We start from the raw sequence: 22,902 nt of genomic DNA, 5'->3' as shown, positions 1-22,902 counted from the left end.
AAATTAAAACGGCGGGGAAATCCCCGCCGCCACGTTCGCATATCGTTGATGGCTTATGCCATTGCCTTCTGGAGGTTCTCGTCGATCTTGTCGAGGAAGGCAGTGGTGGAGAGCCACGGCTGATCCGGGCCGATGAGCAGCGCCAGGTCCTTGGTCATGGAGCCAGACTCGACGGTGTCGACGCAGACCTTTTCGAGCGTCGCAGCGAATTTCGCGAGTTCTGCGTTGTCGTCGAGCTTGGCGCGGTGCGCGAGGCCGCGGGTCCAGGCGAAGATCGAGGCGATCGAGTTCGTCGAGGTTTCCTGACCCTTCTGGTGCTGGCGGTAGTGACGGGTGACCGTGCCGTGTGCTGCTTCGGCTTCGACCGTCTTGCCATCCGGCGTCAAAAGGACCGAGGTCATCAGGCCGAGCGAACCGAAGCCCTGCGCAACGGTGTCGGACTGCACGTCGCCGTCGTAATTCTTGCAGGCCCAGACGTAGCCGCCGGACCACTTCAGCGCGGAAGCGACCATGTCGTCGATCAGGCGGTGCTCGTAGGTGATGCCGACTTCCTTGAACTGATCCTTGAATTCGGTCTGGTATACCTCTTCGAAGATGTCCTTGAAGCGGCCGTCATAGGCCTTCAGGATGGTGTTCTTGGTCGAGAGGTAGACAGGCCATTTGCGCATGAGGCCGTACATCATCGAAGCGCGGGCGAACTCGCGGATCGACTCGTCGAGGTTGTACATGGCCATCGCCACGCCGGCGCCCGGTGCGTCGAAGACTTCCTTTTCGATGACCTGACCGTCTTCGCCGACAAACTTGATCGTCAGCTTGCCCTTGCCGGGGAATTTGAAATCGGTGGCGCGATACTGGTCGCCGAAGGCATGACGTCCGACGACGATCGGCTTGGTCCAGCCGGGTACGAGGCGAGGAACGTTCTGGCAAATGATAGGCTCGCGGAAGATGACGCCGCCGAGGATGTTGCGGATCGTGCCGTTCGGGCTCTTCCACATCTGCTTGAGGTTGAATTCCTTGACGCGGTCTTCATCAGGCGTGATCGTCGCGCACTTGATGCCGACGCCGTGCTTCTTGATGGCATTGGCGGCGTCGATTGTCACCTGGTCGTTGGTGGCGTCGCGGTTTTCGACTGAGAGGTCGAAATAGTCGATATCGAGGTCGAGATACGGATGGATCAGCTTATCCTTGATGAGCTGCCAAATGATGCGAGTCATTTCATCGCCGTCGAGATCGGCGACGGGATTTGCGACCTTGATCTTCTTCATGTATCTGCCTCGTTAGATTATAAAGGACTGACGTCCTGGGTGGGTTATATAAAATCCCGAGCGCTATAGCATCGTGAGCCCGGAGTGCAAAGCCGGAAGCGGCCCGGATCGCTGTTTTTGCGGGCATTGCCAAGCGGACGAAAATGCGTAGTCTCCGGCGCGAAACCATTGCCTCGGACATTTCATCATGAAGAAGATCTCGCTCGTTTTCACCATCCTGCTTGGCTTGAACGCTCCTGTACTGGCTGGCGACACGACAGCGCCGGTGAAGGAGATCATGGATGCCACCATAAAGAACTGGTCGGGGACCGACACCGACTGGGTCGACATCTTCGACGCGAGCCGGCTGACGCGTCTTTACAGCAAGGATTTCGTCACAAAGTATCAGGCAGCCGTCCAGAATCCGGCAGCCGATGAAGATGGAATCTCCCCTTTCGATTACGACGTTATCGTGAACGGCGAGGATGCATGCCCGCTGCAGGATCTTGCCTATACGCCCAAGCCTGGCGCCAACGGCGCAACCGAGGTGGTCGTGACCTTCAAGAAGGCGACCTGCATGGACGACGGATCGGACAAGCAAGCGGTGACGACGGTGCGATTCCAGGTGATCGACGAGGGCGGCAAGTCTGTTATCGACGACGTTGTCACCGAAGGCGATCCGGGCCAGCCACCGAATTCGCTCAAGAACACGATGACGCAGATCGCCAAGGGCGAGTGACGCACAAGATCGATTTGATTTTGAAGCCGGCAACGGTAAGTGAGCGGTAGGGTGAGACGCTAATCCTCTCTGGGGGCCTGACTGCTTGTTTTCCGGTTTCGACTTCCGAGATTGGCTGCTCGCCAATGATCCGGCGCTGTCGCGCTTGCGGATGGCGTCGCGCGTCACGCTGACGATCGTCCTGTCGTTTGCGACACTTCTGGTGATCCACTACCTTTTGTTTCCGCTACCGACTGCGTCCTATGGCCTCGGGATCGTACTGTCGATCGAAGGTGGGGTGGCGGTGCGCGATAAGGGCGGCACGCGTCAGCTGGTCACTCGGCTTCTCGGTTGCGCCACGAGCCTTGTTGTCGTCGGTATCGCTGCGAGCCTGGAGGGTCACAGGTACGTTTCCGACTGCGTGTTTCTGCTCATTGTCTTTCTCGCCGCCTCGGCGCGGGTCTTCGGCGAGAGAGGGCATGCCATCGGAATGTTTGCGTTTACGTCCTATTTCATGGGCGCCTATTTCCAGCCGACGATGGCGGAGCTTCCGCTGGTCGCGATAGGTCCCGTCGTGTCAGCCCTGATCGCGCATACGGTCCGCTCGGTGGTGCTTCCGGACGACTGGCGGCGCGACCTTCTTCGTTCGCTCGAGAGTGTGCGCGGCCGCATCAACCAAATTCTTTTCAAGGTTGCGGCGCTGGCGGCGGACGGCCGCGTATCGGAAGCCGACCGCCAGGAGCTCAATCAGCTTGAGGAGCGGCTGAAGGAAGTCGTGTTGATGGCGGAGAGCTTCATTCCGCGCCCTCCAAACGGCGTCCTGGATGCCGGCACCGAACCGGCCAGTGAGCTCGCTATCCGGCTCTTCGATGCACACCTTGCCACCGAGAGCGCGATTGTGCTCTCCTCTCAGAGGCTACCGGCCTTCAAGTTGTTGCATGCGATCATCGAGGGCGAGAGTATAGGGCCGCCGGAGGCTTCAGATGACGATCAGCAGCTGGAAACCTCGCAAGCGCTGGTTCGCCTCGGCGAGGCGCGAGCCCAGCTCGCCGACACGATAGTGCAGGGATACGAAACAGGCTTTGCCGAGATTGCCGCAGTGGCCGAAGTTCCAGCACMGCATGAACGGGTCGATTTCTCCCTACACAATCCCCTCATCCGCTCGGCGCTTCAGATTACCCTTGCCTCAGCTCTCGCGATGACGCTCGGCCTGGCGCTTTCCCGCGAGCGTTGGTTCTGGGCGGTGCTGGCGTCCTTCCTGGTGTTCACCAACACGAATTCGCGCGGAGACACCGCGATAAAAGCGCTGCAGCGCTCGATCGGGACGCTTTTCGGCATCGCGATCGGCCTGGTGCTTGCAACTCTGCTCAGCAATCAGATGGCTGCGGCACTTGCGGTGACGGGCGTGTCCATCTTCCTGGCGTTCTATTTCCTGCAGACCTCCTATGCGACGATGACCTTTTTCGTATCGATCGCGCTGTGTCTGGTGTACGGCATGATCGGCTCTCTGACCGTCGATCTGCTGCTGCTGCGTATCGAGGAGACAGCACTTGGGGCAGCAGCCGGCACGCTTGTCGCCTTCGTCGTCTTACCGGCGCGCACGCGAGGCGCACTCGATGTGGCGGTTGCGAAATGGTTTGCAGCATTGGACGAATTGCTGACGGCTGCCTCCGGTGGTGAGCCGAGGAATGCGCTGATCGGGCTGTCGCAAAAGCTTGATGCGGCCTATCGGGACCTGACGGCCGCTGCACGGCCGCTGGGCTCAACGTGGTCCGTTGTCACCAGGCCGGGACATATCCGGCAGACGCTGGCGATCTTTCTCGCCGCTACCTATTGGGCACGGATCATGGCGAAGAACCATGATCCGTCGGCCAAGGATGCGGACACCCAACTGCTCATCGAGGCGGACCTTGCGCGGGCCGCCGCCGCCGCGAAGCGTGGGTCAGAATGCTTCGTTGTCGACCGAAAGACGTCAGGCGCAACCGGTCGTCATCTGCCGGTGTCGAGCGCCGGCGCGCGCCTTGGCGTCGAAATGATAGGTTCGACGCTGGATCGGCTTTACCCCGACGTATAAGCCTTTACGTTTCGGGCGGTCTTGGCTATTTCCGCGCATAGCAAAAGGATCGGGACTTCATGGCAGGCACGAACAGCGAGCGGCAACTTCTGGCGGAAGGCCCCGTCATCATTCTGGTCGAGCCGCAAATGGGCGAGAACATCGGCATGGTGGCCCGCGCCATGGCGAATTTCGGTCTTGTCGAACTGCGGCTCGTCAATCCGCGCGACGGTTGGCCGAACGAGAAGGCGCAGGCCGCTGCGTCGAAGGCTGACCATGTCATCGAAGGCACGAAAGTCTACGACACGCTTGAGCAGGCTTTGGCCGACCTCAACTTCGTGTATGCGACGACGGCACGTGAACGCGACGGTTTCAAGCCCGTGCGCTCGCCGGTGGTCGCAGCCGAGACGTTGCGGGCCCGATTCAGCGCCGGCGAGGGCACCGGCATTCTCTTCGGTCGCGAGCGCTGGGGGCTTACCAATGAGGAAGTCGCTCTTGCCGACGAGATCGTGACCTTTCCGGTCAATCCGGCCTTCGCATCGCTGAACATTGCTCAAGCGGTATTGCTGATGTCCTATGAGTGGATGAAATCGGGCATGGAGGATGTCGGCGCCGTGCCTTTCCAGGCAATGGGCCAGACGCAGTCCACGAAGGATCAGCTATTTGGTCTCTTCGATCAACTTGAAGACGCGCTCGACGCGCGCGGATATTTCCATCCCGCCGGGAAAAAGCCAAAGATGATCGACAATCTGAGAGCTGTCCTCTCGCGTCGCGCTTTCTCGGAGCAGGAAATCAGCGTGTTGCGCGGCGTCATCTCCTCCCTGGACCGCTTCTCGCGCAAGAGCCCGCGCGGAGGCCGGTTCCCCGCAGACGCCAAGGAACGGCAGAACGATGACAGCACCGACGAATGAGCTGAAGCCCGTCCTGGTCTTCGATTCCGGGATTGGCGGTCTGACGGTGTTGCGCGAAGCGCGGGTGCTGATGCCCGAGCGAGGTTTCATCTATGTCGCTGACGATGCCGGCTTTCCCTACGGGGGCTGGGAGGAGCAAGCGCTGAAGGAAAGGGTGATCGAGCTCTTTGCTAAGCTGCTACGGGACTATGATCCGGAAGTCTGCATCATTGCCTGCAATACCGCCTTCACGCTTGTTGGCGCCGATCTGAGAGCCGCCTTTCCGTACATGACTTTCGTGGGCACCGTTCCGGCAATCAAGCCTGCCGCTGAGCGCACGCGGTCCGGGCTGGTATCGGTTCTGGCGACGCCGGGGACGGTCAAGCGCGCTTATACCCGCGATCTGATCCAGTCGTTTGCACAGCAGTGCCATGTGCGCCTCGTCGGCTCGGAAAATCTTGCTCGGATGGCGGAGTTCTATATTCGCGGGGATATGGTGTCGGACGAGGCCGTTCTCTCGGAGATCGTTCAGTGCTTCGTCGAGATGGATGGGCGAAAGACCGATATCGTCGTGCTCGCCTGCACCCATTATCCGTTCATGGCCAATATGTTCAGGCGGCTTGCGCCGTGGCCGGTCGATTGGCTCGATCCGGCGGAGGCGATTGCCCGGCGCGCGCGCAGCATGGTGCCGCACGTCGCTGACGCCGTCCATCCCGACAATTTCGACTTTGCCGTCTTCACCTCAGGAAACCCGGATTTCCCGACGAAACGGCTGATGCAGGGGTTCGGTCTCAGCACGCTCTGAAGGGCGCGCAGACTAGCCCGCATTCGGGAGGCGTTCCCGGCGTCGGCGCTTTATTTCGTCGTGCTGATCGCGCAAGGTTGACGACGGGGAATCGCTGGCGCGCATCGGCTCGTCCCAGAGCGATAAAAGGATGTTCCATGCCGTTTCAAAGACTTGTGATGTTGATTTTCTTCCTGCAACCGATCGCTTTCGGTAGCTGGCTGCCGCGCATTCCCGATATTCAGGCAAAGCTTGGCCTCGGACCCGGCGATCTCGCAATCGCGCTGCTGGGCATGCCGGTGGGGATATTGATCACCCTGCCTTTCGCCGGCCGTTTGGTATCCAGGATCGGCGGACGGGCCACGATCATCTATGGCTTCGTTGCCTTCCTGGCGGTCGTATCCCTGCCGGTCTTCGCCGAGAGCATCGAAATGCTGTTCGTCGCGCTGTTGATCGTCGGCGTAGCCCTGTCGACGCTGGAGCTTGGCCTCAACGTGGAGGCTGATCGCGCCGAGAAGACGATGGGCCTCGTCATCATGAGCCGCTGCCATGGCTTCTGGAGCCTGGGGATCATGGCAGGCAGCCTGATCGGGGCAGGGACTATGGCGCTTCAGGTGTCTGCGCAATGGTCGATCCCCGTGGTCGCATTGCTTGTGCTGCCGTTGGCGCTTGCGACAAGTGCGCGACTGCCGGTAGAGGCGAGAGCTGCCGCCGCGATTTCCGCAGCGGCGCCAAGCGCTCCTTTCAAGATGCCGAGCCTGGCATTGCTCGGCATCTGCGCATTCACGTTCGGCATCACCATGACGGAGGGCGCAATTGCCGACTGGTCGGCCGTCTACCTGAAGGAGGTTCTCTCCGCTGGCGGCGCTGCCACGGGACTTGGCTATTCCGTGTTTGCTTGCCTGGTGGCCACAGGCCGCTTCGGCGGCGACTATATGAAGGCTCGATTTGGAGCAGTCGCCATTGCGCGCGGCTGCGGCTCTGCTGCGCTGGTCGGCCTGTTGATCGTGCTGTTTGCGCCAGGCACCCTGGTAGCGCTGGTCGGTTTCGGTGCGATCGGGATCGGCGTTTCCGTCGGCTTTCCGCTTGCCGTTACCGCGTCAGCGGGTCTGGCGGACAGGCCGGCTGCCGCGAGCGTCGCCATCCTGTCGTTCATGGCACTTCTCGGCTTCCTTGTCGGGCCGCCGGTGATCGGTTTTGTAGGGGAGTTCTGGGGACTGCGGACCGGGTTGGCTGTTCTGCTTGTTCCGCTCGCCATCAGCCTCGTGTTTACGAGAATGTTGTCGCCTCGAGCAGGCGAGAGCGAGGTAGGCGTCCTGGCGGATGAGGCAGCCTGAACGCGGCTATGATTTGTTCTGGGATTGGCTGTGGGTTTCGCTCATGGGCAGCAGCATCGCTGCGCGAATCTGCTAGAGAGTGACGTTGCTTTCGTAAGGGGAATTGGACTTGCAGGTTGGTATCGATATGGGAATGGCGTCCGGGGGGAATCCGGCTACGCTCGATATCGAGGAGCTTCTGGCGACCCGTCTGCTTGTGCAGGGCAACTCCGGATCGGGCAAGTCGCATCTGCTTCGTCGCCTGCTTGAGCAATCTGCCCAGTGGGTGCAGCAGGTCATCATCGATCCGGAAGGCGACTTCGTCACGTTGAGCGACAAGTTCGGCCATGTCGTGGTCGATGGAGAGCGCACGGAAGCGGAGCTCGCCGGCATCGCCAACCGAATTCGCCAGCACCGCGTTTCCTGCGTTCTGACGCTCGAGGGTCTCGACGTCGAGCAGCAGATGCGCGCGGCGGCCGCCTTCCTCAACGGCATGTTCGATGCCGATCGCGAATACTGGTATCCGGTTCTTGTCGTGGTCGACGAAGCGCAGATGTTTGCGCCCTCGGTCGGCGGCGACGTGTCCGAAGACGCCCGCAAGATGTCGCTCGGTGCGATGACGAACCTGATGTGTCGCGGGCGCAAGCGCGGGCTGGCTGGCGTCATCGCCACTCAACGTCTGGCAAAGCTTGCGAAGAACGTGGCGGCCGAAGCCTCGAACTTCCTGATGGGCCGCACCTTCCTCGATATCGACATGGCGCGTGCAGCCGATCTTCTCGGCATGGACCGCCGGCAGGCAGAAATGTTCCGCGACCTGAAGCGCGGCAATTTCGTGGCGCTGGGCCCGGCTTTGTCGCGCCGGCCGCTGCCCATCCAGATCGGCACGGTAGAGACATCGGCGCGTTCGTCGAGCCCAAAGCTGATGCCATTGCCGGATTCGCCCGATGACGTTGAGGACCTGATCTTCACGCCGGATCCCGAAGAATTCCAGCGGCCGCTCGTGCGCCGCGCTGCACCGGCGCCACGGCCGACCACGGACATTCTCGCCGAGCTTTCGCGCTCGACGCCGGCCGCCGTACCGCAGCCCACCGAAGCACGAACGAGCCAGCCGGAGATGTCCGCCGAGGACCGGGAGGAACGGCTTGCGGGCGTTCTCAGCGAAATTCTCGACGATCCGGGCTCCGGTTTTCGCACCGACTCGGTTCTCTATCAGGAATTCCTGGTTCGCCTGCGCATGCGCCGCGTGCCGGGACCGCCGATGTCGTTGCCTGAGTTTCGCCGGAGAGTCGCCATTTCACGGTCGGGCGTCGATCCGGCGACCGCTGAGACCGGCGCGTGGGCCACCGCACTGTCGCTTTCGACAGGTGTGACGGATGATCTGCAGGGGGTTTTCCTGATGTTGGCAAAGGCCGCGGTCTGCAGCGAGCCATGCCCGTCCGACGCTCGGATCGCGCGTGCCTACGGGACGCATTCGGCTCGGCGGGCCAGACGTTTGCTCGGGTATTTCGAGGAGCAGGGCACTGTCGTCGTGCATACCGACTTTTCGGGCAAGCGCATCGTGGCCTTTCCTGACATGAGCTGTCAGACGGCACCTGGCGATGCCAACGCGCCGGACAACAACGACCTGCGTCCTGCCGCTGAATAGGCGGGTCCAATCCCTATATGGAAGATGCATGGGCAAGGTCCGTTGGCGCCGCCGATGCATGCTGCGGGAGCACACGAGAAGGTTGCCTTTTGTCATATGCGTTTCATCTGGCCGCGAGATAAGGCGCGCGTGCCCTTCGGGTTGCACGCTTTGCCAACGGAGGTGTCAGTCATGCGAAATAGAGTTCGTCACCATGTGTCACAGGCGCTCGCCGCAGCCTTGCTCGCTACCGTCGCCGTCCAGCCCGGGTATGCCGACGATGCCGCCGGGACGATTCTTGAGCGAGGCGCCAGCGCGGACCTGAGCGCGCCGGGCGGCGCTCGCCGCCTGTCGGGAGATCTGACGGAAGCCTATCGCGCTGCGATCGTCGATGGCCGTCCGAAGAACGTGATCCTGCTGATCGGCGATGGCATGGGTGATTCGGAAATCACCATTGCGCGGAACTATGCCGTCGGCGCCGGCCAGTATTTCCCAGGAATCGACGCCTTGCCGGTAACCGGCCAATATACGCACTACTCGCTCGACAAGCAGACCGGCAAACCGAACTATGTAACGGATTCGGCCGCGTCGGGCACGGCTTGGGCCTCAGGCGTCAAGAGCTACAACGGCGCGATCGGCGTCGATATTCACGAGACCGCGCACGAAACTCTGCTGGAGAAGGCCAAAGCAGCCGGGCTTGGTACGGGCAATGTCTCGACTGCCGAACTCCAGGACGCGACGCCGGCCGTGCAGGTCGCTCATGTCACCAACCGCAAGTGCTACGGCCCGGAATCGACCTCCGAGAAATGCGCATCCAACGCCCTTGAAAATGGCGGCAAAGGTTCGATTTCCGAACAGCTGCTCAATGCGCGCGCAGACGTGACGCTTGGCGGCGGCGCGAAAAGCTTCGGCGAAATAGCCAAGGCCGGCGACTGGAAGGGCAAGCCGCTTCGCCAGCAGGCAGAAGAACGTGGCTACACCCTGGTATCGACCCTTGATGGGCTGCAGGCGGTGAAGCAGGCAAATGATGGCGCGCCGTTGCTTGGGCTGTTTGCGGACGGCAACATGCCGGTGCGCTGGGAAGGTCCGCAAGCCAGCTATCACGGCAACATCGACAAGGAGCCGGTTGTCTGCAAGGTCAACGACGAGCGCTCGGCTGCGACGCCGACGCTGGCGCAGATGACTGCAAAGGCGATCGAGCTCCTGCGTAGCAACGAGAAAGGCTTCTTCCTCCAGGTGGAGGGCGCATCCATTGACAAACAGGATCACGCGGCCAATCCGTGCGGTCAGATCGGCGAAACGGTCGATCTCGACGAGGCGGTGCAGGAAGCGCTGAAGTTCGCGCGGGAGAAAGGCGATACGCTGGTCATCGTCACCGCCGACCATGCCCATTCAAGCCAGATCATCTATCCGGATGCCAAGGCACCGGGCCTGACGGAAGCACTGATGACCAAGGACGGCGCCGTGATGGCGGTCAGCTACGGCAACTCCGAGGAAGAGGGCGACCAGGGCCACACCGGCTCCCAGTTGCGCATTGCAGCCTACGGCCCGCGTGCTGCCAATCTTACCGGCCTGACGGATCAGACGGATCTGTTCTATACGATCAGCGATGCACTGGGCTTGAAGACCGAAACCGTCGGCATGAAGTAAGCGAACGCCATTCAAAAACGAGCGGACACCGGGGCGCTGGCATGGATTATCATTGACATTCCACCCACTTCCCCATAAAGACCGCGCCAGCACGGGGCAGCAATGTCCCGTGTTTCATTTGACATGTCCCGTGGATCTTTCCAGTTCGCGTAACCGGAAAATCCTGTCGGGCCTCCCAAAAAGGGGCCAAAGGAGGGCGTGTTTCCTTCGAGCGGTTTGGTAACAAGCCGCCGTAACATTCTGAGAGGAAATACGATGAGCAAGCGCGAATCGTCCAAGTACAAAATTGACCGCCGTATGGGCGAGAACATCTGGGGCCGTCCTAAGTCTCCGGTGAACCGCCGCGAATACGGCCCGGGCCAGCACGGCCAGCGCCGCAAGGGCAAGCTTTCTGACTTCGGTGTGCAGCTGCGCGCCAAGCAGAAGCTCAAGGGTTACTACGGTGACCTGCGCGAGAAGCAGTTCCGCGCGATCTTCGCTGAAGCCGACCGCCGCAAGGGCGACACTTCCGAAAACCTCATCGGTCTTCTGGAATCCCGCCTGGATGCGATCGTCTATCGCGCCAAGTTCGTTCCGACCGTTTTCGCTGCCCGCCAGTTCGTAAACCACGGCCACGTGACTGTGAACGGCGTCCGCGTCAACATCGGTTCCTACCGTTGCAAGGCCGGCGACGTCATCGAAGTTCGTCAGAAGTCGAAGCAGCTCGTTTCGGTTCTCGAATCCGTTGGCCTGGCTGAACGCGACGTTCCTGAGTACATCGAAGTCGACCACAACAAGATGGTTGCTACCTTCGCTCGTGTACCGGCTCTCAGCGACGTACCGTACGCTGTTGTCATGGAACCGCATCTGGTGGTCGAATTCTATTCTCGCTAACGCATAACCCCGACAATCGAATTTCGATTGTCGGAGAGGTTTGTGCGTCTCCTAAGAGCTACTGCGTCCTCTACGCGTCTTCGACGCATGGCGCAGTAGGGCGTGAGGCGTTTTCGCATACGGAAAAGCCGCCTCTCGGGGCGGCTTTTTTGTTATCTGGAGAAATACGATGACGGATTTGCAGGCAGTCCTCGACAGCATTTACACCGAACTCCAGCCGAGGCTCGGCGAGGGCAAGGTGGCGGACTATATTCCCGAGCTTGCCAAGGTCGATCCGATGCAGTTTGGGTTGGCGGTGGTCACTGTCGACGGCAAGGTCTATACCGTCGGAAATGCGGACGTTCCGTTTTCCATCCAGAGCGTTTCCAAGGTTTTCATGCTGACGCTGGCGCTAGGCAAGGTCGGCGAGGCACTATGGCAGCGGGTCGGTCGAGAACCTTCTGGTTCCGCGTTCAATTCGATCGTTCAGCTCGAGCATGAGGCTGGGGTACCCCGCAATCCCTTCATCAACGCGGGCGCGATCGCCGTTACCGATGTCGTGATGGCGGGGCACGCACCGCGCGAAGCAATCGGGGAGCTGTTGCGGTTCGTACGCTACCTGGCAGACGATGAGTCGGTCACCATCGACGACAAGGTTGCGAAGTCGGAGACGCAGACCGGTTTTCGCAATTTCGCGCTCGCGAATTTCATGCGTGCGTATCGGAACCTCGATCATCCCGTCGATCATGTTCTCGGTGTTTATTTCCATCAATGCGCACTGTCGATGACCTGCGAGCAACTGGCGAAGGCGGGGCTGTTCCTGGCGGCGCGCGGGAGCAATCCGGTGACCGGGCATTCCGTCGTCTCGCCCAAGAGAGCGCGGCGTATCAATGCCCTGATGCTCACCTGCGGCCACTACGACGGCTCCGGCGACTTTGCCTATCATGTCGGTCTGCCGGGCAAGAGCGGCGTCGGGGGCGGAATTTTTGCCGTCGCGCCGGGGATTGCATCGATTGCGGTCTGGTCTCCGGGACTGAACAAGGTCGGGAACTCGCAGCTCGGAGCTGTGGCTCTGGAGATGCTGGCGGCGCGCACAGGCTGGTCGGTTTTCGGCGATTGATGCTGTGTTGGGCCGGCGCTTTCTGCTAGAGCAGGTCGGACCCGGATTGGATGAGAAAATGAACATCGCTGCTGACATTGCCGATGAGCTGGAAACACCTGAAAGCCAAGGCGGGATCGCGCATGCGCTTTTTGCCGATGCGCCGAGTTCGGTCTCTTTCAACAAGATGCGCAAGCGGCTGCTGCGTCAGGTTCGCCAGGCCTTCGACGACTTCGACATGCTCAAGGGTCAGAAGCGCTGGCTGATCGGCGTTTCCGGCGGCAAGGACTCCTACGGGCTTCTGGCACTGCTTCTCGATCTGCAATGGCGCGGCCTGTTGCCGGTCGAGCTCATCGCCTGCAACCTCGACCAGGGGCAACCGAATTTCCCCAAGCACGTACTGCCTGACTATCTCACCAAGATCGGCGTCAGGCACCGGATCGAATACCGCGATACCTATTCGATCGTGAAGGAGAAAGTGCCGGTAGGCGCGACCTATTGCTCGCTCTGTTCGCGGCTCAGACGCGGCAACCTCTATCGCATCGCGCGGGAAGAAGGCTGCGATGCGCTCGTGCTTGGACATCATCGCGAGGATATCCTTGAAACCTTCTTCATGAATTTCTTCCACGGCGGGCGTCTTGCTTCGATGCCGGCGAAACTGCTGAACGACGAAGGCAACCTTATGGTGCTGCGTCCGCTTGCTTATTGCGCCGAGGACGACATGGCGAAGTTCGCGGCCGCTATGCAGTTTCCGATCATTCCTTGCGATCTCTGCGGCTCACAGGAGGGGCTGCAGCGCAACGCGATGAAAGATATGCTTGCTGACATCGAGCGGCGCATGCCCGGTCGCAAGGACACGATGCTGAGGGCGTTGGCTCACGTGAATCCGTCACACCTGCTCGACCCCAAGCTTTTCGATTTCGCGGGCCTGGTGGCCGGGGAAACGACGCCGAAGAGTGAGTAACCGGCGCTCAGGCGCATTGAAGGACATCCAATGGCTCCCACGATAGATGTAACGACGCTTGCCGATCTTCTGAGGCGTGCGGCGAAGGCAGAGATATTGCCACGGTTTCGCCGGCTCGGCAGCAACGATGTCCGTGCAAAGAGCGAGGCGACGGATCTGGTGACGGAAGCGGACCTGCAGGCGGAGCGGATGATCAAGGCGGAGGTCGCCCAACGCTGGCCAACGGCCACCTTCATCGGTGAAGAATCGGTTGCAGCTGACGCGGCCCTGCTTGGAACGCTGGAGGGCGCGGACCTCGCTATCGTCGTCGATCCCGTCGATGGCACTTTCAACTTCGCGTCCGGCATTCCGGCGTTCGGCGTCATGGCCTCTGTCGTTGCGAAGGGCGAGACGGTTGCCGGCATCATTTACGATCCGATGGGCGATGACTGGGTGATCGCCGAAAAGGGCAGCGGCGCGTGGCTTCGGCGGCCTGACGGTGATGCAGAACGGCTTTCGGTGGCGCGGCCAGTGGCACTCGGCCAGATGGTCGGGATGGCCTCGACCGGATTCTTCTCCATCAACAAACGCGCCAAGATCCTGGCAAATCTGGCCAAGGTGCGTTTTCTCTCGAATTATCGCTGCGCGGCGCACGAGTACCGGGCGTTCGCAGGCGGGCACGTGCACTACCTCATGTACAACAAGCTGATGCCCTGGGATCATCTTGCCGGGACGTTGATAGCCCAGGAGGCGGGTGGCTACGCCGCCCGCTTCGACGGGTCGGCCTATCTGCCGCATCATCTCGACGGTGGGCTGCTGATCACCCCTGACAAGGAGAGCTGGGAGCTGCTGCGTCGTGAGGTCTTCACGGTCTGAGGGGTCTAGCCCGCCGAGTCGGCGGGCTTTTGGGTTCAGAAGTGACCGGCACCCGGATCCAGCTTCGGATCGTCGCCGGGGTGCGTGAAGAGCTTGCCGCCTTCCGCCCACAGCGTTGCAACGATGCTGACGGCACCGAACACAGCGAATCCGCCAAACAAGGGCTGCACAGTTCCGTTGAAGAGCTGGCCGACGGCACCGCCCAGAATGGCGCCGAAGGTGGTCGAAACGAAGCCTGTGATCGCGGTCGCCGTGCCTGCCAGGTTGCCCATCGGTTCAAGGCTGATGGCCGTGAAGTTGGTGGCGATGACGGCGAACATCATCAGCAGGACGGTGAACAGCGCGTAGGCGAAGGCGAAGTCAGGTGTGCCGCCCAGCGCTTTGACATAGCCGATCGCGGAAACGATCGTGAACAGGATCATCGCGACGTGCGAGATACGGCGCATGCCGAACTTGCGCACGAAAAAGCCGTTCGCGAAGTTCGCAACGGCAATACCCCCCGCCGTTGCCGCGAAGGCGATCGGCAGCCAGTCGCCGAGCCCGTAGACCTCGCCGAAGACCTGTTGGACGGAGATGACGTAGGCACTGATGACGGCCGTGAACATCGTCAACCCGATCATGTAGCCGCAGGTGATCTTGTTGGTCAGAACCGTCTTGAAGCCATCGGTCACGGAGGCGACCGAGAGCGGTATCCGCTCCTCCTTCGGCAGGGATTCCTTAAGGCGCAGCAACGCCCAAACGAAGAGAACGGCACCGACAATACCCAGCAGGATGAATATCCAATGCCAATTGGCATAGGTGATGATGAGCTGGCCGACAGATGGGGCAACGATCGGCACGATCATGAAGACGATCATGACGTAGGACATCACTCGGGCCATCTCGCGGCCGCCGAAGCAGTCGCGCACGATTGCCATGGTGGTGATGCGCACGGCGGCGCCGCCGAGACCCTGAACGAAACGCATGATGAGGAGCATTTCGAAGCTGCCCGTCGCAGCTGCTGCGAACATGGCAAGGACATAGACGGCAAGACCACCGAGCAGGATGTTTCGGCGGCCGAACGTATCGGACAGACTGCCGAAGACGATCTGAGACACACCGAACCCGAGGAAGAAAACAGCGATGACGAGCTGGGTATCGTTTGCGTTCACCACGCCGAGGGAGCGGCCGATGGCCGGGAGCGATGGCAACATGCTATCAATCGCCATTGCGACGCTCGCGGTCATGATCGCAATCGTTATGACGAATTCGATGAAGCCCATGCCGATACGGCGCGAGCCCTGGTTTTCAGCGTGAGGTTTATGTGGCGGCGTCATTGGGAAGATCCTGAATATGAAATTTCGTCAATCGTTCAAACAGACGGGTTGTGCGGCTGAAAGAGACGGCCTTTTTCGGCTATCAAGACGAAGACGAGACCGATGATCGACACGGTGAAATAACCGGCGACCATCGGCAGCGCCGTTCCATTGAACGCCTGGCCGATGCCAGCGCCGATCAGCGCGCCGCCCACCGTGCTCATGAAGCCGAGCACGGAGGAGGCGGTGCCGGCCACGTGGCCGAGCGGCTCCATTGCCAGCGAATTGAAATTCGAGCCGATCCAGCCGAATTGGAACATCGCGAGGCCGAAGAACCCGATGAAGAAGGCGAATGGCATCGGCTGCGGGCCAACCAGAAGCGCCAGCAGCCAGATGGTGTTGATGGCGATGAAGCCCAGCAACGCCGCATGCGAGAGACGCCGCATTCCGAATCTGCCGACAAGGCGCGAATTCAGGAAGGACGACAGCGACATGAAGATCGCCACGCCGGCAAATGCGAACGGGAAATAGACGCCGAGGTCGTAGATCCCGACGTAAATCTGCTGGGCGGAATTGATGAAACCGAACAACGAGCCGAATATGAAGGTGGTGGCAATCGTATAGCACAGCGCGATGCGATTGGTCAGAACCAGCTTGAATCCGCCGATGACTGCGCGGGCGGTGAAGGGGCGGACGTTGGCGGCGTGGAGCGTTTCAGGCAAACGGATGTAAGCCCAGATCGCGATCAGTGCGCCCATTGCTGCAATGAACACGAAAATCAAATGCCAGCTGCCGAAGAACATGATGATCTGGCCGCTGCCGGGCGCGATGACCGGAACGATCATGAATACCATCATGATCAGAGACATGACCTCCGCCATCTGCCTGCCGCCGTAGACGTCACGGACAATGGAGATGGTGATGACACGGGTCGCGGCCGAACCGATGCCCTGAACGAAACGCAGAGCTAGCAGGCCCGCGAAAGACGGGACCAGGGCAATGCCAAGGGCAGAACAGATATAGATGGCAAGGCCGATCAGAAGCGGAATGCGGCGGCCGAAGCGATCCGACAGCGGGCCGTAGAAAAGCTGCGCCGCGCCGAAGCCGAGGAGATAGGTCGAGACGACGAATTGACGGTGGTTCTCGCTTTCGACGCCCAGGCTTGCGCCGATTTGCTGAAGGGCGGGGAGCATGATGTCGATAGCGAGCGAATTGACCGCCATCAGGAAAGCGGCAAGCGCAATGAACTCACCTTTGCCCATGGGCCGTCTGCCCGCGTGCACGGCCCGTGATGAATCTGTCACGATGAAATTCCCATAAACAGGCCAAGGCGCTGTTCAGAACAGCGCCTCGGACTTGAAATACAGATTTGGAAACCGGACGGACGCCCGGTGACCGGTCAGGTCAGGCGGCGCCGCGAACGGTAATGCCGTTTTCCTGCAGGTGCTGCTGTAATTCACCTGCCTGGAACATTTCCCGGACGATGTCGCAGCCGCCGATGAACTCACCTTTCACGTAGAGCTGCGGGATCGTCGGCCAGCTAGAGTAATCCTTGATGCCCTGGCGGATTTCCGAATCAGCGAGCACGTTGATGCCCTTGTAGTCGACGCCGATGTGATCGAGGATCTGAACGACCTGGCCGGAGAACCCACACTGGGGAAACTGCGGCGTGCCCTTCATGAAGAGGACGACGTCGTTGGTCTTGATTTCGTTGTCGATGAATTCGTTGATACCGCTCATGGGACCTAATCCTTTCAACAGGCAGGTTAAAGGCCCGCCGTTTCAATCGTTAAGCTTAGATAGCATGTGATGGGCGGAATTCCAGCCGGTGCAACCAAAAAAATGCCTGATGCCCGTGCGATGTCGCAAGCTGTTGCCTATCCGTTACGGGCGCACCGGATCGGCGGAAATAAAGGATGCGCAAGCGGCGTTAAACCGACAAGGGCGGGACAGCCAAGCGTGCGAGCCTGGCGATCATTGTCTTTGTTGGGGAGCTGCCCACAACGGCCAAGATCAAAAATGCCCGGTCCTTCACCGGGCACCGTTCTATCTCGTCATCACTCGGGTGCGGATGTCTGCAGCGCCAAGGCATGCAATATTCCGCMCATATTGCCCTTCAGCGCCTCGTAGACCATCTGGTGTTGCTGCACCCGGCTCTTGCCGCGGAATGCCTCGGCAACGACTTCGGCAGCATAGTGATCGCCGTCACCGGCAAGATCCCGGATGGTCACCTTGGCACCGGGAATCCCGGCTTTGATCATGTCTTCGATGTCACCAGGTTTCATAGGCATGATCGGTACTCCTTGCGCATTATTCCGCGGCAGCGAGCGTGCCGCGGCCTTCCATGTATTCAGGGAACCATGATTCATGGGCGTTGCGCAATTGCTGAATCGGCAGCGTGAGAAGATCGTCTACGATGAGATTTTCGCCTTCGACGGTACCGAGCCGGCGGAAGGGTACGCCCGCACCTTCGGCATTGGCGCAGACGAAGTCGGCGACATCGGCGGGGAGGGTCAGTACGTAGCGAGCCTGGTCTTCGCCGAAGAGAAGGGCGTGAGGCGCACCCTTGCCTTCGCGCAGGCCGATCTTGAGCCCCTTGCCTGAAGCCATGGCCATCTCGGCGAGGGCGAGGGCAAGTCCACCGGACGAGATGTCATGGCAGGCGGTTGCCTGGCCGTTGCGGATGACCGAGCGCACGAAGTCGCCGTTGCGTCGTTCGGCGAAAAGATCCACTTCAGGCGCCGGGCCATCGGTGCTGCCAAGGATATCCCGGACGTAGATCGAGGAGCCCAGGTGGCTGCCGTCGGTGCCGATCATGATGACCTTGTCGCCATTCGAGGCGCTACCGATGCGGGTCATTTTCTTCCAGTCGGCGAGCAGGCCGACGCCCGCAATCGTCGGGGTCGGAAGGATCGCGACGCCATTGGTTTCGTTGTAGAGCGAGACGTTGCCGGAAACGATCGGGAAATCGAGCGCGCGGCAAGCCTCGCCGATGCCCTTCACGGCGTGGACGAACTGGCCCATGACTTCGGGCTTTTCGGGGTTGCCGAAATTGAGGTTGTCGGTTGCCGCAAGGGGCTCTGCGCCGGTCGCCGTGATGTTGCGCCAGCATTCTGCCACTGCCTGTTTGCCGCCTTCGAACGGGTCGGCTTCGACGTAGCGCGGGGTAACGTCGGACGAGAAAGCCAGTGCTTTCGTCGGGTGGTTTTCGACACGGACAACGCCCGCGTCGCCACCCGGCAGTTGCAGCGAATTACCCTGGATCAGCGTGTCATACTGTTCGTAGACCCAACGGCGGCTCGACTGGTTCGGAGACCCGACGAGCTGCAGCAGCGCCTGGCCGTAGTCGGCAGGTTCCGCAACGAGGTGGGCGGGGAGGGCCGCACGCTTGTCCGGTTCGCGCCACGGCCGGTCATATTCCGGCGCCTGGTCGCCGAGGTCCTTGATCGGCAGGTTGGCGACTTCGTCGCCCTGGTGCACGATGCGGAAGCGCAGGTCGTCGGTGGTCTTGCCGACGATGGCGAAATCGAGGCCCCACTTGACGAAGATCGCCTTTGCGACGGCTTCCTTTTCCGGCTCGAGAACCATGAGCATACGCTCCTGGCTTTCGGACAGCATCATTTCATAGGCGGTCATCTCATCCTCGCGGACCGGGACCTTGTCGAGATCCAGCAGGATGCCGAGGTCGCCCTTGGCGCCCATTTCCACGGCCGAGCAGGTGAGGCCCGCGGCCCCCATGTCCTGGATAGCGATGACGGCGCCGGTCTGCATCAGTTCTAGGCATGCTTCGAGCAGGCACTTTTCCGTGAAGGGGTCGCCGACCTGCACGGTCGGGCGCTTCTCTTCTATAGATTCGTCGAACTCCGCCGAAGCCATGGTGGCGCCGCCGACACCGTCGCGGCCGGTCTTGGCGCCGAGATAGACGACCGGAAGACCGACGCCCTTGGCCTCGGACAGGAAGATCGCGTTCGACTTGGCCAGTCCCGCTGCAAAAGCGTTGACGAGGATGTTGCCGTTGTAGCGCGCGTCGAACTCAACTTCGCCGCCGACCGTCGGAACGCCGAAGGAATTGCCGTAACCGCCAACGCCCGCAACGACGCCAGAAACCAAATGGCGGGTCTTCGGATGGTCCGGCTCGCCGAAGCGAAGCGCGTTCATGGCCGCGATGGGGCGCGCGCCCATGGTGAAGACGTCGCGCAGAATGCCGCCAACGCCCGTTGCAGCACCCTGGTAGGGTTCGATGTAAGAGGGGTGGTTGTGGCTTTCCATCTTGAAGACGACGCAATCGCCGTCATCGATATCGACCACGCCGGCATTTTCCCCCGGACCCTGGATGACGCGCGGACCCTTGGTCGGCAGCGTGCGGAGCCATTTCTTGGAGGATTTGTAGGAGCAGTGCTCGTTCCACATCGCCGAGAAAATGCCAAGTTCGGTAAAGGTCGGCTCGCGTCCGATCAGATCCAGTATCCGCTGGTATTCATCCGGCTTCAGGCCGTGGGCGGCGATCAGTTCGGGGGTGATCGGGCGGGTATTGGAAATGGTCATGAGCTCTCGGAAGTCCCTGCCGTTGCGCGATTTCGGTGTCTTTAGCCTAAGTCGATGAAACGTGCGACAGGAAAATGCCCGCTGTTAACAGGCCGCCGGCACTGACAGGCGATTTCGTTGCCAGCTAGAACTTGTAGCCGACCTGAACGCCAGCGCGGGTCATGCCGTTGTTCGGGCCGTCGCAAAGGTTGGCGTGCGAGGAGTGAGCCACCTGGGCAACGACATTCCAGTGTGCGTCGAACCTGTAGCCTGCGCCGATATATTCGTGGAAAAGGAAGCGACAGCCGAGTTCCGGTCCATCGTCATTGTGATCCAGTTCGCCGTTGTGCCAAACGCCGCCAAAGCCGGCCTCCGCGAAGATCTTCTCGTTGAAGTTTGCCGTCCAGGCAACGCCGGCGAAAACCTGCGTTGCTTCGCCGGATGTCCCAATCGACGTTCCGATGTTGACGCGCGGCCGAGCGAGCCGCTGTTTCCAGTCGGTTGCAGCATCCGATCCGAATGGATCGAAGAAAACCGTTACCTCGGGAAAAACGCCGTCTTCGCGGGAGTTGCCATCCTGTACCGACGCCGAGGCGCCGAAGCGCAACTCGTCGAATATCTTGTCGCCTGCGTAGACTGAAGCGGCAAACAATGAGGCATTGGCAAGAACCGCAGCCATGGCGGCCCCAATCGAGGCTGGTACAAATCCGCGACCATATACCGCCATGCACTGTCCTCGTCCTAGTGCAAATCACCTGGACGTATTGGTAGCATCGATAGTGAGTCGTTAAAGCAACCTGCCGTTGGGAAGGTCAGATTTTCCGGAATGCTGCCGATCGGCAACAACTTCAGATTTCGCCGTCGTACCCGGAGCCGCCACTCTCGAGCAGACGTCGGAGCGTCATGAAGCCCCCAACCAATTCCTCTCTGCTCTTCGGAGAGGAGAAGCTGATACGCACGCGGTGATACACCTTATCTGTGCGCGCTGCCTTGAACTCGTCTTCATCGTCGATCAGCACGCCGTCCCTGAATGCCGCGTTCTTGAAGGTTCCTGAAAGCCAGGGGTCGGGCAGCTTCAGCCACAGGAACGGCACGTGCGGATGCGACACGAAATCGAATCCGTGGAGCTTTTCACGGGACATGTGCTCGCGGATGCTCAATTCGGCGATGCTCGCCTTGCGGATTTCGTGCGCTTGACCGCTTTCGACCAGGCGCGCGCACGCTTCAGCCAGGATGAAGGGCAGTCCGCCGGTGATCATCTTGTGCGTAACCTTGATCCGCTGGGCAAAATGCGGCGGACAGGCGACCCAGCCGCCGCGAACACCTGCGGCGACGGCCTTCGACAGGCCGCTGATCAAAAATGTCCGATCCGGCGCCAAGGAGGCGAGGAGGGGGTTCTCGTCGCCGGTCATGCCGCCGTAGAGGTCGTCTTCTATCAGCCAGACGCCATGGCGCCGCGCGATCTCGGCGACTTTCGCCCGACGCTCATGCGGCATGGTTGCGAGCGTAGGGTTGTGAGCGGTCGGCATCAGAAAAGCCAGCTTGGGATGCTGCTGAAGGCATAGCCGCTCGAAATCCTCCGGAATGACACCGTTCTCGTCGGAGTCGACCGTAATCGTACGGCGACCGAGAATGCGGGCACTGCGGCTCACCTGGGTGTAGCTCAGGTTTTCGAAAACGATCTTGTCACCGGGCGACGACACCGCGGAGATGACAGCGATGGCGGCTGCGTGAGCTCCGAGGGTCGGAACGATGTTTTCCGCCTGCGGCATCCAGTCGTTTCGGGCAAGCCAGCGACGACCCGCCTCGTACCAGTTCTTCGGGAAGACGCGCGAATAGGAGGATATCTCCGACAGATGCTGCTCGCCGATCTCTGCGAGAATGCGCCCGATGATCTTGCCCTGGCCGAGATCTGGCGCCGCTGTCGTGTCGAAGCGAATCTTGTTCGGTGGCGCATCGATTGTACGGGTGCCGCCCAAGGCGATTGTCAAGGGATCCGCTTGATTGCCCGGTGCGGTTTGTGCCCGGTCCAGGACATAGGTACCGCGCCCGACTTCGCCTGCGACCAGTCCGCGCTCGTGCACCAGCGCGTAGGCGCGGCCAATTGTGCCGATTGTCACCCCTATGTCGTAGGCAAGATTGCGTTGTGGAGGGAGCTTGCTCCCCGCGGGCAGTGTGCCGCTCGATATTGCGGATTCGATACTATCCGCCAGCCTGAGATAGACGGGACCGGACCCTCGAGTGACGTCGGGAAGCCAATTTGTCATGATGACAATTTCCTAGATTGTCACTGTTTCGATGTCAATAGTATCAGTGAAATGCTTACAATGATAGATCGGAGCCAAAATGTCTGCCGCCGCCCCTGATGTCAAACACTCAACTGTATGTCTCCCGACGCAGGAGCAAGCGCGTGAGATGGCCATTCGATGCGTTCGATCTGACGTTCCTCGACTTCAGGGGCTTTTGTGGCGCCGTTTCGTGCTGTGGCATCAGAAACGCGAGACGCGCAGAGCGTTGAGAGATCTGACGGACACGGAACTGCTAGACATCGGCCTCACGCGCACAGAGGCGCGCAAGGAAGCGAGCAGGTCATTCTTCTGGGATTGATCAGCTGCAGCTCTTCCTGCCGGATGCCCAACGCGTGACATCTTGGGCGATGCGCGGCCCGAGGGGCGATTGCATCATCGGCCCGAAGGCGTCGAGCTTGGAAGGATTGCCTTCCGCCTGGACAACGAGCAGCGGTCTGCTCTCCGGGCTGCCCTCGTGGACGACGAGAATACGCGGCCGGCCGGAGAAGGAATTCAGCTCCGGTGCCAGCTTGTAAGCCGCAAAGGCCGCATCACGCGATTTGAACCAGCAGGTATTTGCCGCTACTGCAACGCGCTCCATCGTTGACAGCGCGTCACGATCCGGAGCACGAACCGTCGGCTTCGACTGGCAGGAAACGACCAGCGCCGCAGTAGCGGCGATGGCGAGAATATGCAGTGCAGCGAGGCGAGGGCGCATCGATCTTACTCCAGTGGACCGGACGAAT

The 22,902-nt window shown here is 60.7% G+C and carries 21 protein-coding genes; 12 read left to right on the top strand and 9 right to left on the bottom strand.

From position 1 onward, the window contains the following. Positions 1–53 precede the first annotated feature (53 nt). Positions 54–1,265 carry an NADP-dependent isocitrate dehydrogenase gene (locus AC1DMK_RS03030; protein ID WP_037061299.1) on the bottom strand — a complete coding sequence of 404 codons (1,212 nt, stop codon included), beginning with the start codon at positions 1,263–1,265 and terminating at the stop codon, positions 54–56. 187 nt (positions 1,266–1,452) lie between these two features. Between AC1DMK_RS03030 and AC1DMK_RS03025 the strand changes: the two genes are divergently transcribed. The 11 genes from AC1DMK_RS03025 (at position 1,453) to AC1DMK_RS02975 (ending at position 14,049) form a co-directional block, all read left to right on the top strand. Next, the gene (locus AC1DMK_RS03025) at positions 1,453–1,983 is read left to right on the top strand and encodes an ABC transporter substrate-binding protein (protein ID WP_037061300.1); all 531 of its coding nucleotides are present in this window, start codon (positions 1,453–1,455) and stop codon (positions 1,981–1,983) included. A gap of 85 nt (positions 1,984–2,068) precedes the next feature. Further along, positions 2,069–4,036 (top strand): FUSC family protein, encoded by a 1,968-nt coding sequence (locus tag AC1DMK_RS03020; protein WP_477857041.1) that lies wholly within the window; start codon positions 2,069–2,071, stop codon positions 4,034–4,036. 59 nt (positions 4,037–4,095) lie between these two features. After that, entirely contained in the window at positions 4,096–4,926 is an 831-nt protein-coding gene (locus tag AC1DMK_RS03015; protein ID WP_037061303.1) for an RNA methyltransferase, read from the top strand. Next, entirely contained in the window at positions 4,907–5,710 is an 804-nt protein-coding gene (murI, locus tag AC1DMK_RS03010; protein WP_477857039.1) for a glutamate racemase, read from the top strand. The genes AC1DMK_RS03015 and murI overlap by 20 nt, the downstream gene beginning before the upstream one ends. A gap of 137 nt (positions 5,711–5,847) precedes the next feature. Further along, positions 5,848–7,026: an MFS transporter gene (locus AC1DMK_RS03005; RefSeq protein WP_477857038.1), complete on the top strand. Its 1,179-nt coding sequence runs from the start codon at positions 5,848–5,850 to the stop codon at positions 7,024–7,026. Between the two features lie 109 nt (positions 7,027–7,135). Further along, positions 7,136–8,650, top strand: coding sequence for a helicase HerA domain-containing protein (locus AC1DMK_RS03000; protein WP_477857036.1), 1,515 nt, complete (start codon positions 7,136–7,138; stop codon positions 8,648–8,650). 171 nt (positions 8,651–8,821) lie between these two features. Further along, the gene (phoA, locus tag AC1DMK_RS02995) at positions 8,822–10,279 is read left to right on the top strand and encodes an alkaline phosphatase (RefSeq protein WP_477857034.1); all 1,458 of its coding nucleotides are present in this window, start codon (positions 8,822–8,824) and stop codon (positions 10,277–10,279) included. A gap of 255 nt (positions 10,280–10,534) precedes the next feature. After that, the gene (gene rpsD / locus AC1DMK_RS02990) at positions 10,535–11,152 is read left to right on the top strand and encodes a 30S ribosomal protein S4 (RefSeq protein WP_037061313.1); all 618 of its coding nucleotides are present in this window, start codon (positions 10,535–10,537) and stop codon (positions 11,150–11,152) included. Between the two features lie 169 nt (positions 11,153–11,321). Beyond that, positions 11,322–12,251, top strand: a complete 930-nt coding sequence (locus AC1DMK_RS02985; RefSeq protein ID WP_477857032.1) for a glutaminase — start codon at positions 11,322–11,324, stop codon at positions 12,249–12,251. 58 nt (positions 12,252–12,309) lie between these two features. Next, entirely contained in the window at positions 12,310–13,194 is an 885-nt protein-coding gene (ttcA, locus tag AC1DMK_RS02980; protein WP_037061317.1) for a tRNA 2-thiocytidine(32) synthetase TtcA, read from the top strand. A gap of 30 nt (positions 13,195–13,224) precedes the next feature. Next, on the top strand, positions 13,225–14,049 hold the full coding sequence (locus AC1DMK_RS02975) for an inositol monophosphatase family protein (protein ID WP_477857031.1): 825 nt from the start codon (positions 13,225–13,227) through the stop codon (positions 14,047–14,049). Positions 14,050–14,084: 35 nt separating this feature from the next. Here AC1DMK_RS02975 and AC1DMK_RS02970 read toward each other — a convergent pair whose 3' ends face one another. From AC1DMK_RS02970 to AC1DMK_RS02940, 7 genes are all read right to left on the bottom strand, one after another. Further along, complete coding sequence (locus AC1DMK_RS02970) at positions 14,085–15,365, bottom strand: multidrug effflux MFS transporter (protein ID WP_477857029.1); 1,281 nt, start codon at positions 15,363–15,365, stop codon at positions 14,085–14,087. Between the two features lie 35 nt (positions 15,366–15,400). Further along, positions 15,401–16,606 carry a multidrug effflux MFS transporter gene (locus tag AC1DMK_RS02965; protein ID WP_477857027.1) on the bottom strand — a complete coding sequence of 402 codons (1,206 nt, stop codon included), beginning with the start codon at positions 16,604–16,606 and terminating at the stop codon, positions 15,401–15,403. A 142-nt stretch (positions 16,607–16,748) separates the two neighbouring features. Then, positions 16,749–17,084 (bottom strand): Grx4 family monothiol glutaredoxin, encoded by a 336-nt coding sequence (gene grxD, locus AC1DMK_RS02960; protein WP_037061325.1) that lies wholly within the window; start codon positions 17,082–17,084, stop codon positions 16,749–16,751. A gap of 317 nt (positions 17,085–17,401) precedes the next feature. Next, positions 17,402–17,635: a BolA/IbaG family iron-sulfur metabolism protein gene (locus tag AC1DMK_RS02955; RefSeq protein ID WP_477857025.1), complete on the bottom strand. Its 234-nt coding sequence runs from the start codon at positions 17,633–17,635 to the stop codon at positions 17,402–17,404. A 19-nt stretch (positions 17,636–17,654) separates the two neighbouring features. Continuing rightward, the gene (gene purL / locus AC1DMK_RS02950) at positions 17,655–19,889 is read right to left on the bottom strand and encodes a phosphoribosylformylglycinamidine synthase subunit PurL (protein WP_477857023.1); all 2,235 of its coding nucleotides are present in this window, start codon (positions 19,887–19,889) and stop codon (positions 17,655–17,657) included. 124 nt (positions 19,890–20,013) lie between these two features. Next, a complete protein-coding gene (locus AC1DMK_RS02945) occupies positions 20,014–20,547 on the bottom strand; it encodes an acyloxyacyl hydrolase (RefSeq protein WP_037061376.1) in 534 nt (177 codons plus the stop codon). Positions 20,548–20,716: 169 nt separating this feature from the next. Next, a complete protein-coding gene (locus AC1DMK_RS02940) occupies positions 20,717–22,135 on the bottom strand; it encodes an aminotransferase-like domain-containing protein (RefSeq protein WP_477857022.1) in 1,419 nt (472 codons plus the stop codon). 79 nt (positions 22,136–22,214) lie between these two features. On the opposite strand from AC1DMK_RS02940, the gene AC1DMK_RS02935 reads away from it, so the two are divergent. Beyond that, positions 22,215–22,475: a DUF1127 domain-containing protein gene (locus AC1DMK_RS02935; protein ID WP_477857020.1), complete on the top strand. Its 261-nt coding sequence runs from the start codon at positions 22,215–22,217 to the stop codon at positions 22,473–22,475. Here AC1DMK_RS02935 and AC1DMK_RS02930 read toward each other — a convergent pair whose 3' ends face one another. Continuing rightward, positions 22,476–22,874, bottom strand: coding sequence for a hypothetical protein (locus AC1DMK_RS02930; RefSeq protein WP_037061337.1), 399 nt, complete (start codon positions 22,872–22,874; stop codon positions 22,476–22,478). Positions 22,875–22,902 lie beyond the last annotated feature (28 nt).

Source organism: Rhizobium sp. 05L419 (assembly GCF_056397845.1).
The sequence above is the reverse complement of the archived record's forward strand: the minus strand, read 5'-3'. Positions and strand labels throughout refer to the sequence as shown.

Coding starts and splice junctions, on each gene's coding strand:
- AC1DMK_RS03030 (WP_037061299.1), bottom strand. CDS start 1,265: ATGAAGAAGATCAAGGTCGCAAATCCCGTCGCCGATCTCGACGGCGAT.
- AC1DMK_RS03025 (WP_037061300.1), top strand. CDS start 1,453: ATGAAGAAGATCTCGCTCGTTTTCACCATCCTGCTTGGCTTGAACGCT.
- AC1DMK_RS03015 (WP_037061303.1), top strand. CDS start 4,096: ATGGCAGGCACGAACAGCGAGCGGCAACTTCTGGCGGAAGGCCCCGTC.
- murI (WP_477857039.1), top strand. CDS start 4,907: ATGACAGCACCGACGAATGAGCTGAAGCCCGTCCTGGTCTTCGATTCC.
- AC1DMK_RS03005 (WP_477857038.1), top strand. CDS start 5,848: ATGCCGTTTCAAAGACTTGTGATGTTGATTTTCTTCCTGCAACCGATC.
- phoA (WP_477857034.1), top strand. CDS start 8,822: ATGCGAAATAGAGTTCGTCACCATGTGTCACAGGCGCTCGCCGCAGCC.
- rpsD (WP_037061313.1), top strand. CDS start 10,535: ATGAGCAAGCGCGAATCGTCCAAGTACAAAATTGACCGCCGTATGGGC.
- AC1DMK_RS02985 (WP_477857032.1), top strand. CDS start 11,322: ATGACGGATTTGCAGGCAGTCCTCGACAGCATTTACACCGAACTCCAG.
- ttcA (WP_037061317.1), top strand. CDS start 12,310: ATGAACATCGCTGCTGACATTGCCGATGAGCTGGAAACACCTGAAAGC.
- AC1DMK_RS02975 (WP_477857031.1), top strand. CDS start 13,225: ATGGCTCCCACGATAGATGTAACGACGCTTGCCGATCTTCTGAGGCGT.
- AC1DMK_RS02970 (WP_477857029.1), bottom strand. CDS start 15,365: ATGACGCCGCCACATAAACCTCACGCTGAAAACCAGGGCTCGCGCCGT.
- AC1DMK_RS02965 (WP_477857027.1), bottom strand. CDS start 16,606: ATGGGCAAAGGTGAGTTCATTGCGCTTGCCGCTTTCCTGATGGCGGTC.
- grxD (WP_037061325.1), bottom strand. CDS start 17,084: ATGAGCGGTATCAACGAATTCATCGACAACGAAATCAAGACCAACGAC.
- purL (WP_477857023.1), bottom strand. CDS start 19,889: ATGACCATTTCCAATACCCGCCCGATCACCCCCGAACTGATCGCCGCC.
- AC1DMK_RS02945 (WP_037061376.1), bottom strand. CDS start 20,547: ATGGCTGCGGTTCTTGCCAATGCCTCATTGTTTGCCGCTTCAGTCTAC.
- AC1DMK_RS02940 (WP_477857022.1), bottom strand. CDS start 22,135: ATGACAAATTGGCTTCCCGACGTCACTCGAGGGTCCGGTCCCGTCTAT.
- AC1DMK_RS02935 (WP_477857020.1), top strand. CDS start 22,215: ATGTCTGCCGCCGCCCCTGATGTCAAACACTCAACTGTATGTCTCCCG.
- AC1DMK_RS02930 (WP_037061337.1), bottom strand. CDS start 22,874: ATGCGCCCTCGCCTCGCTGCACTGCATATTCTCGCCATCGCCGCTACT.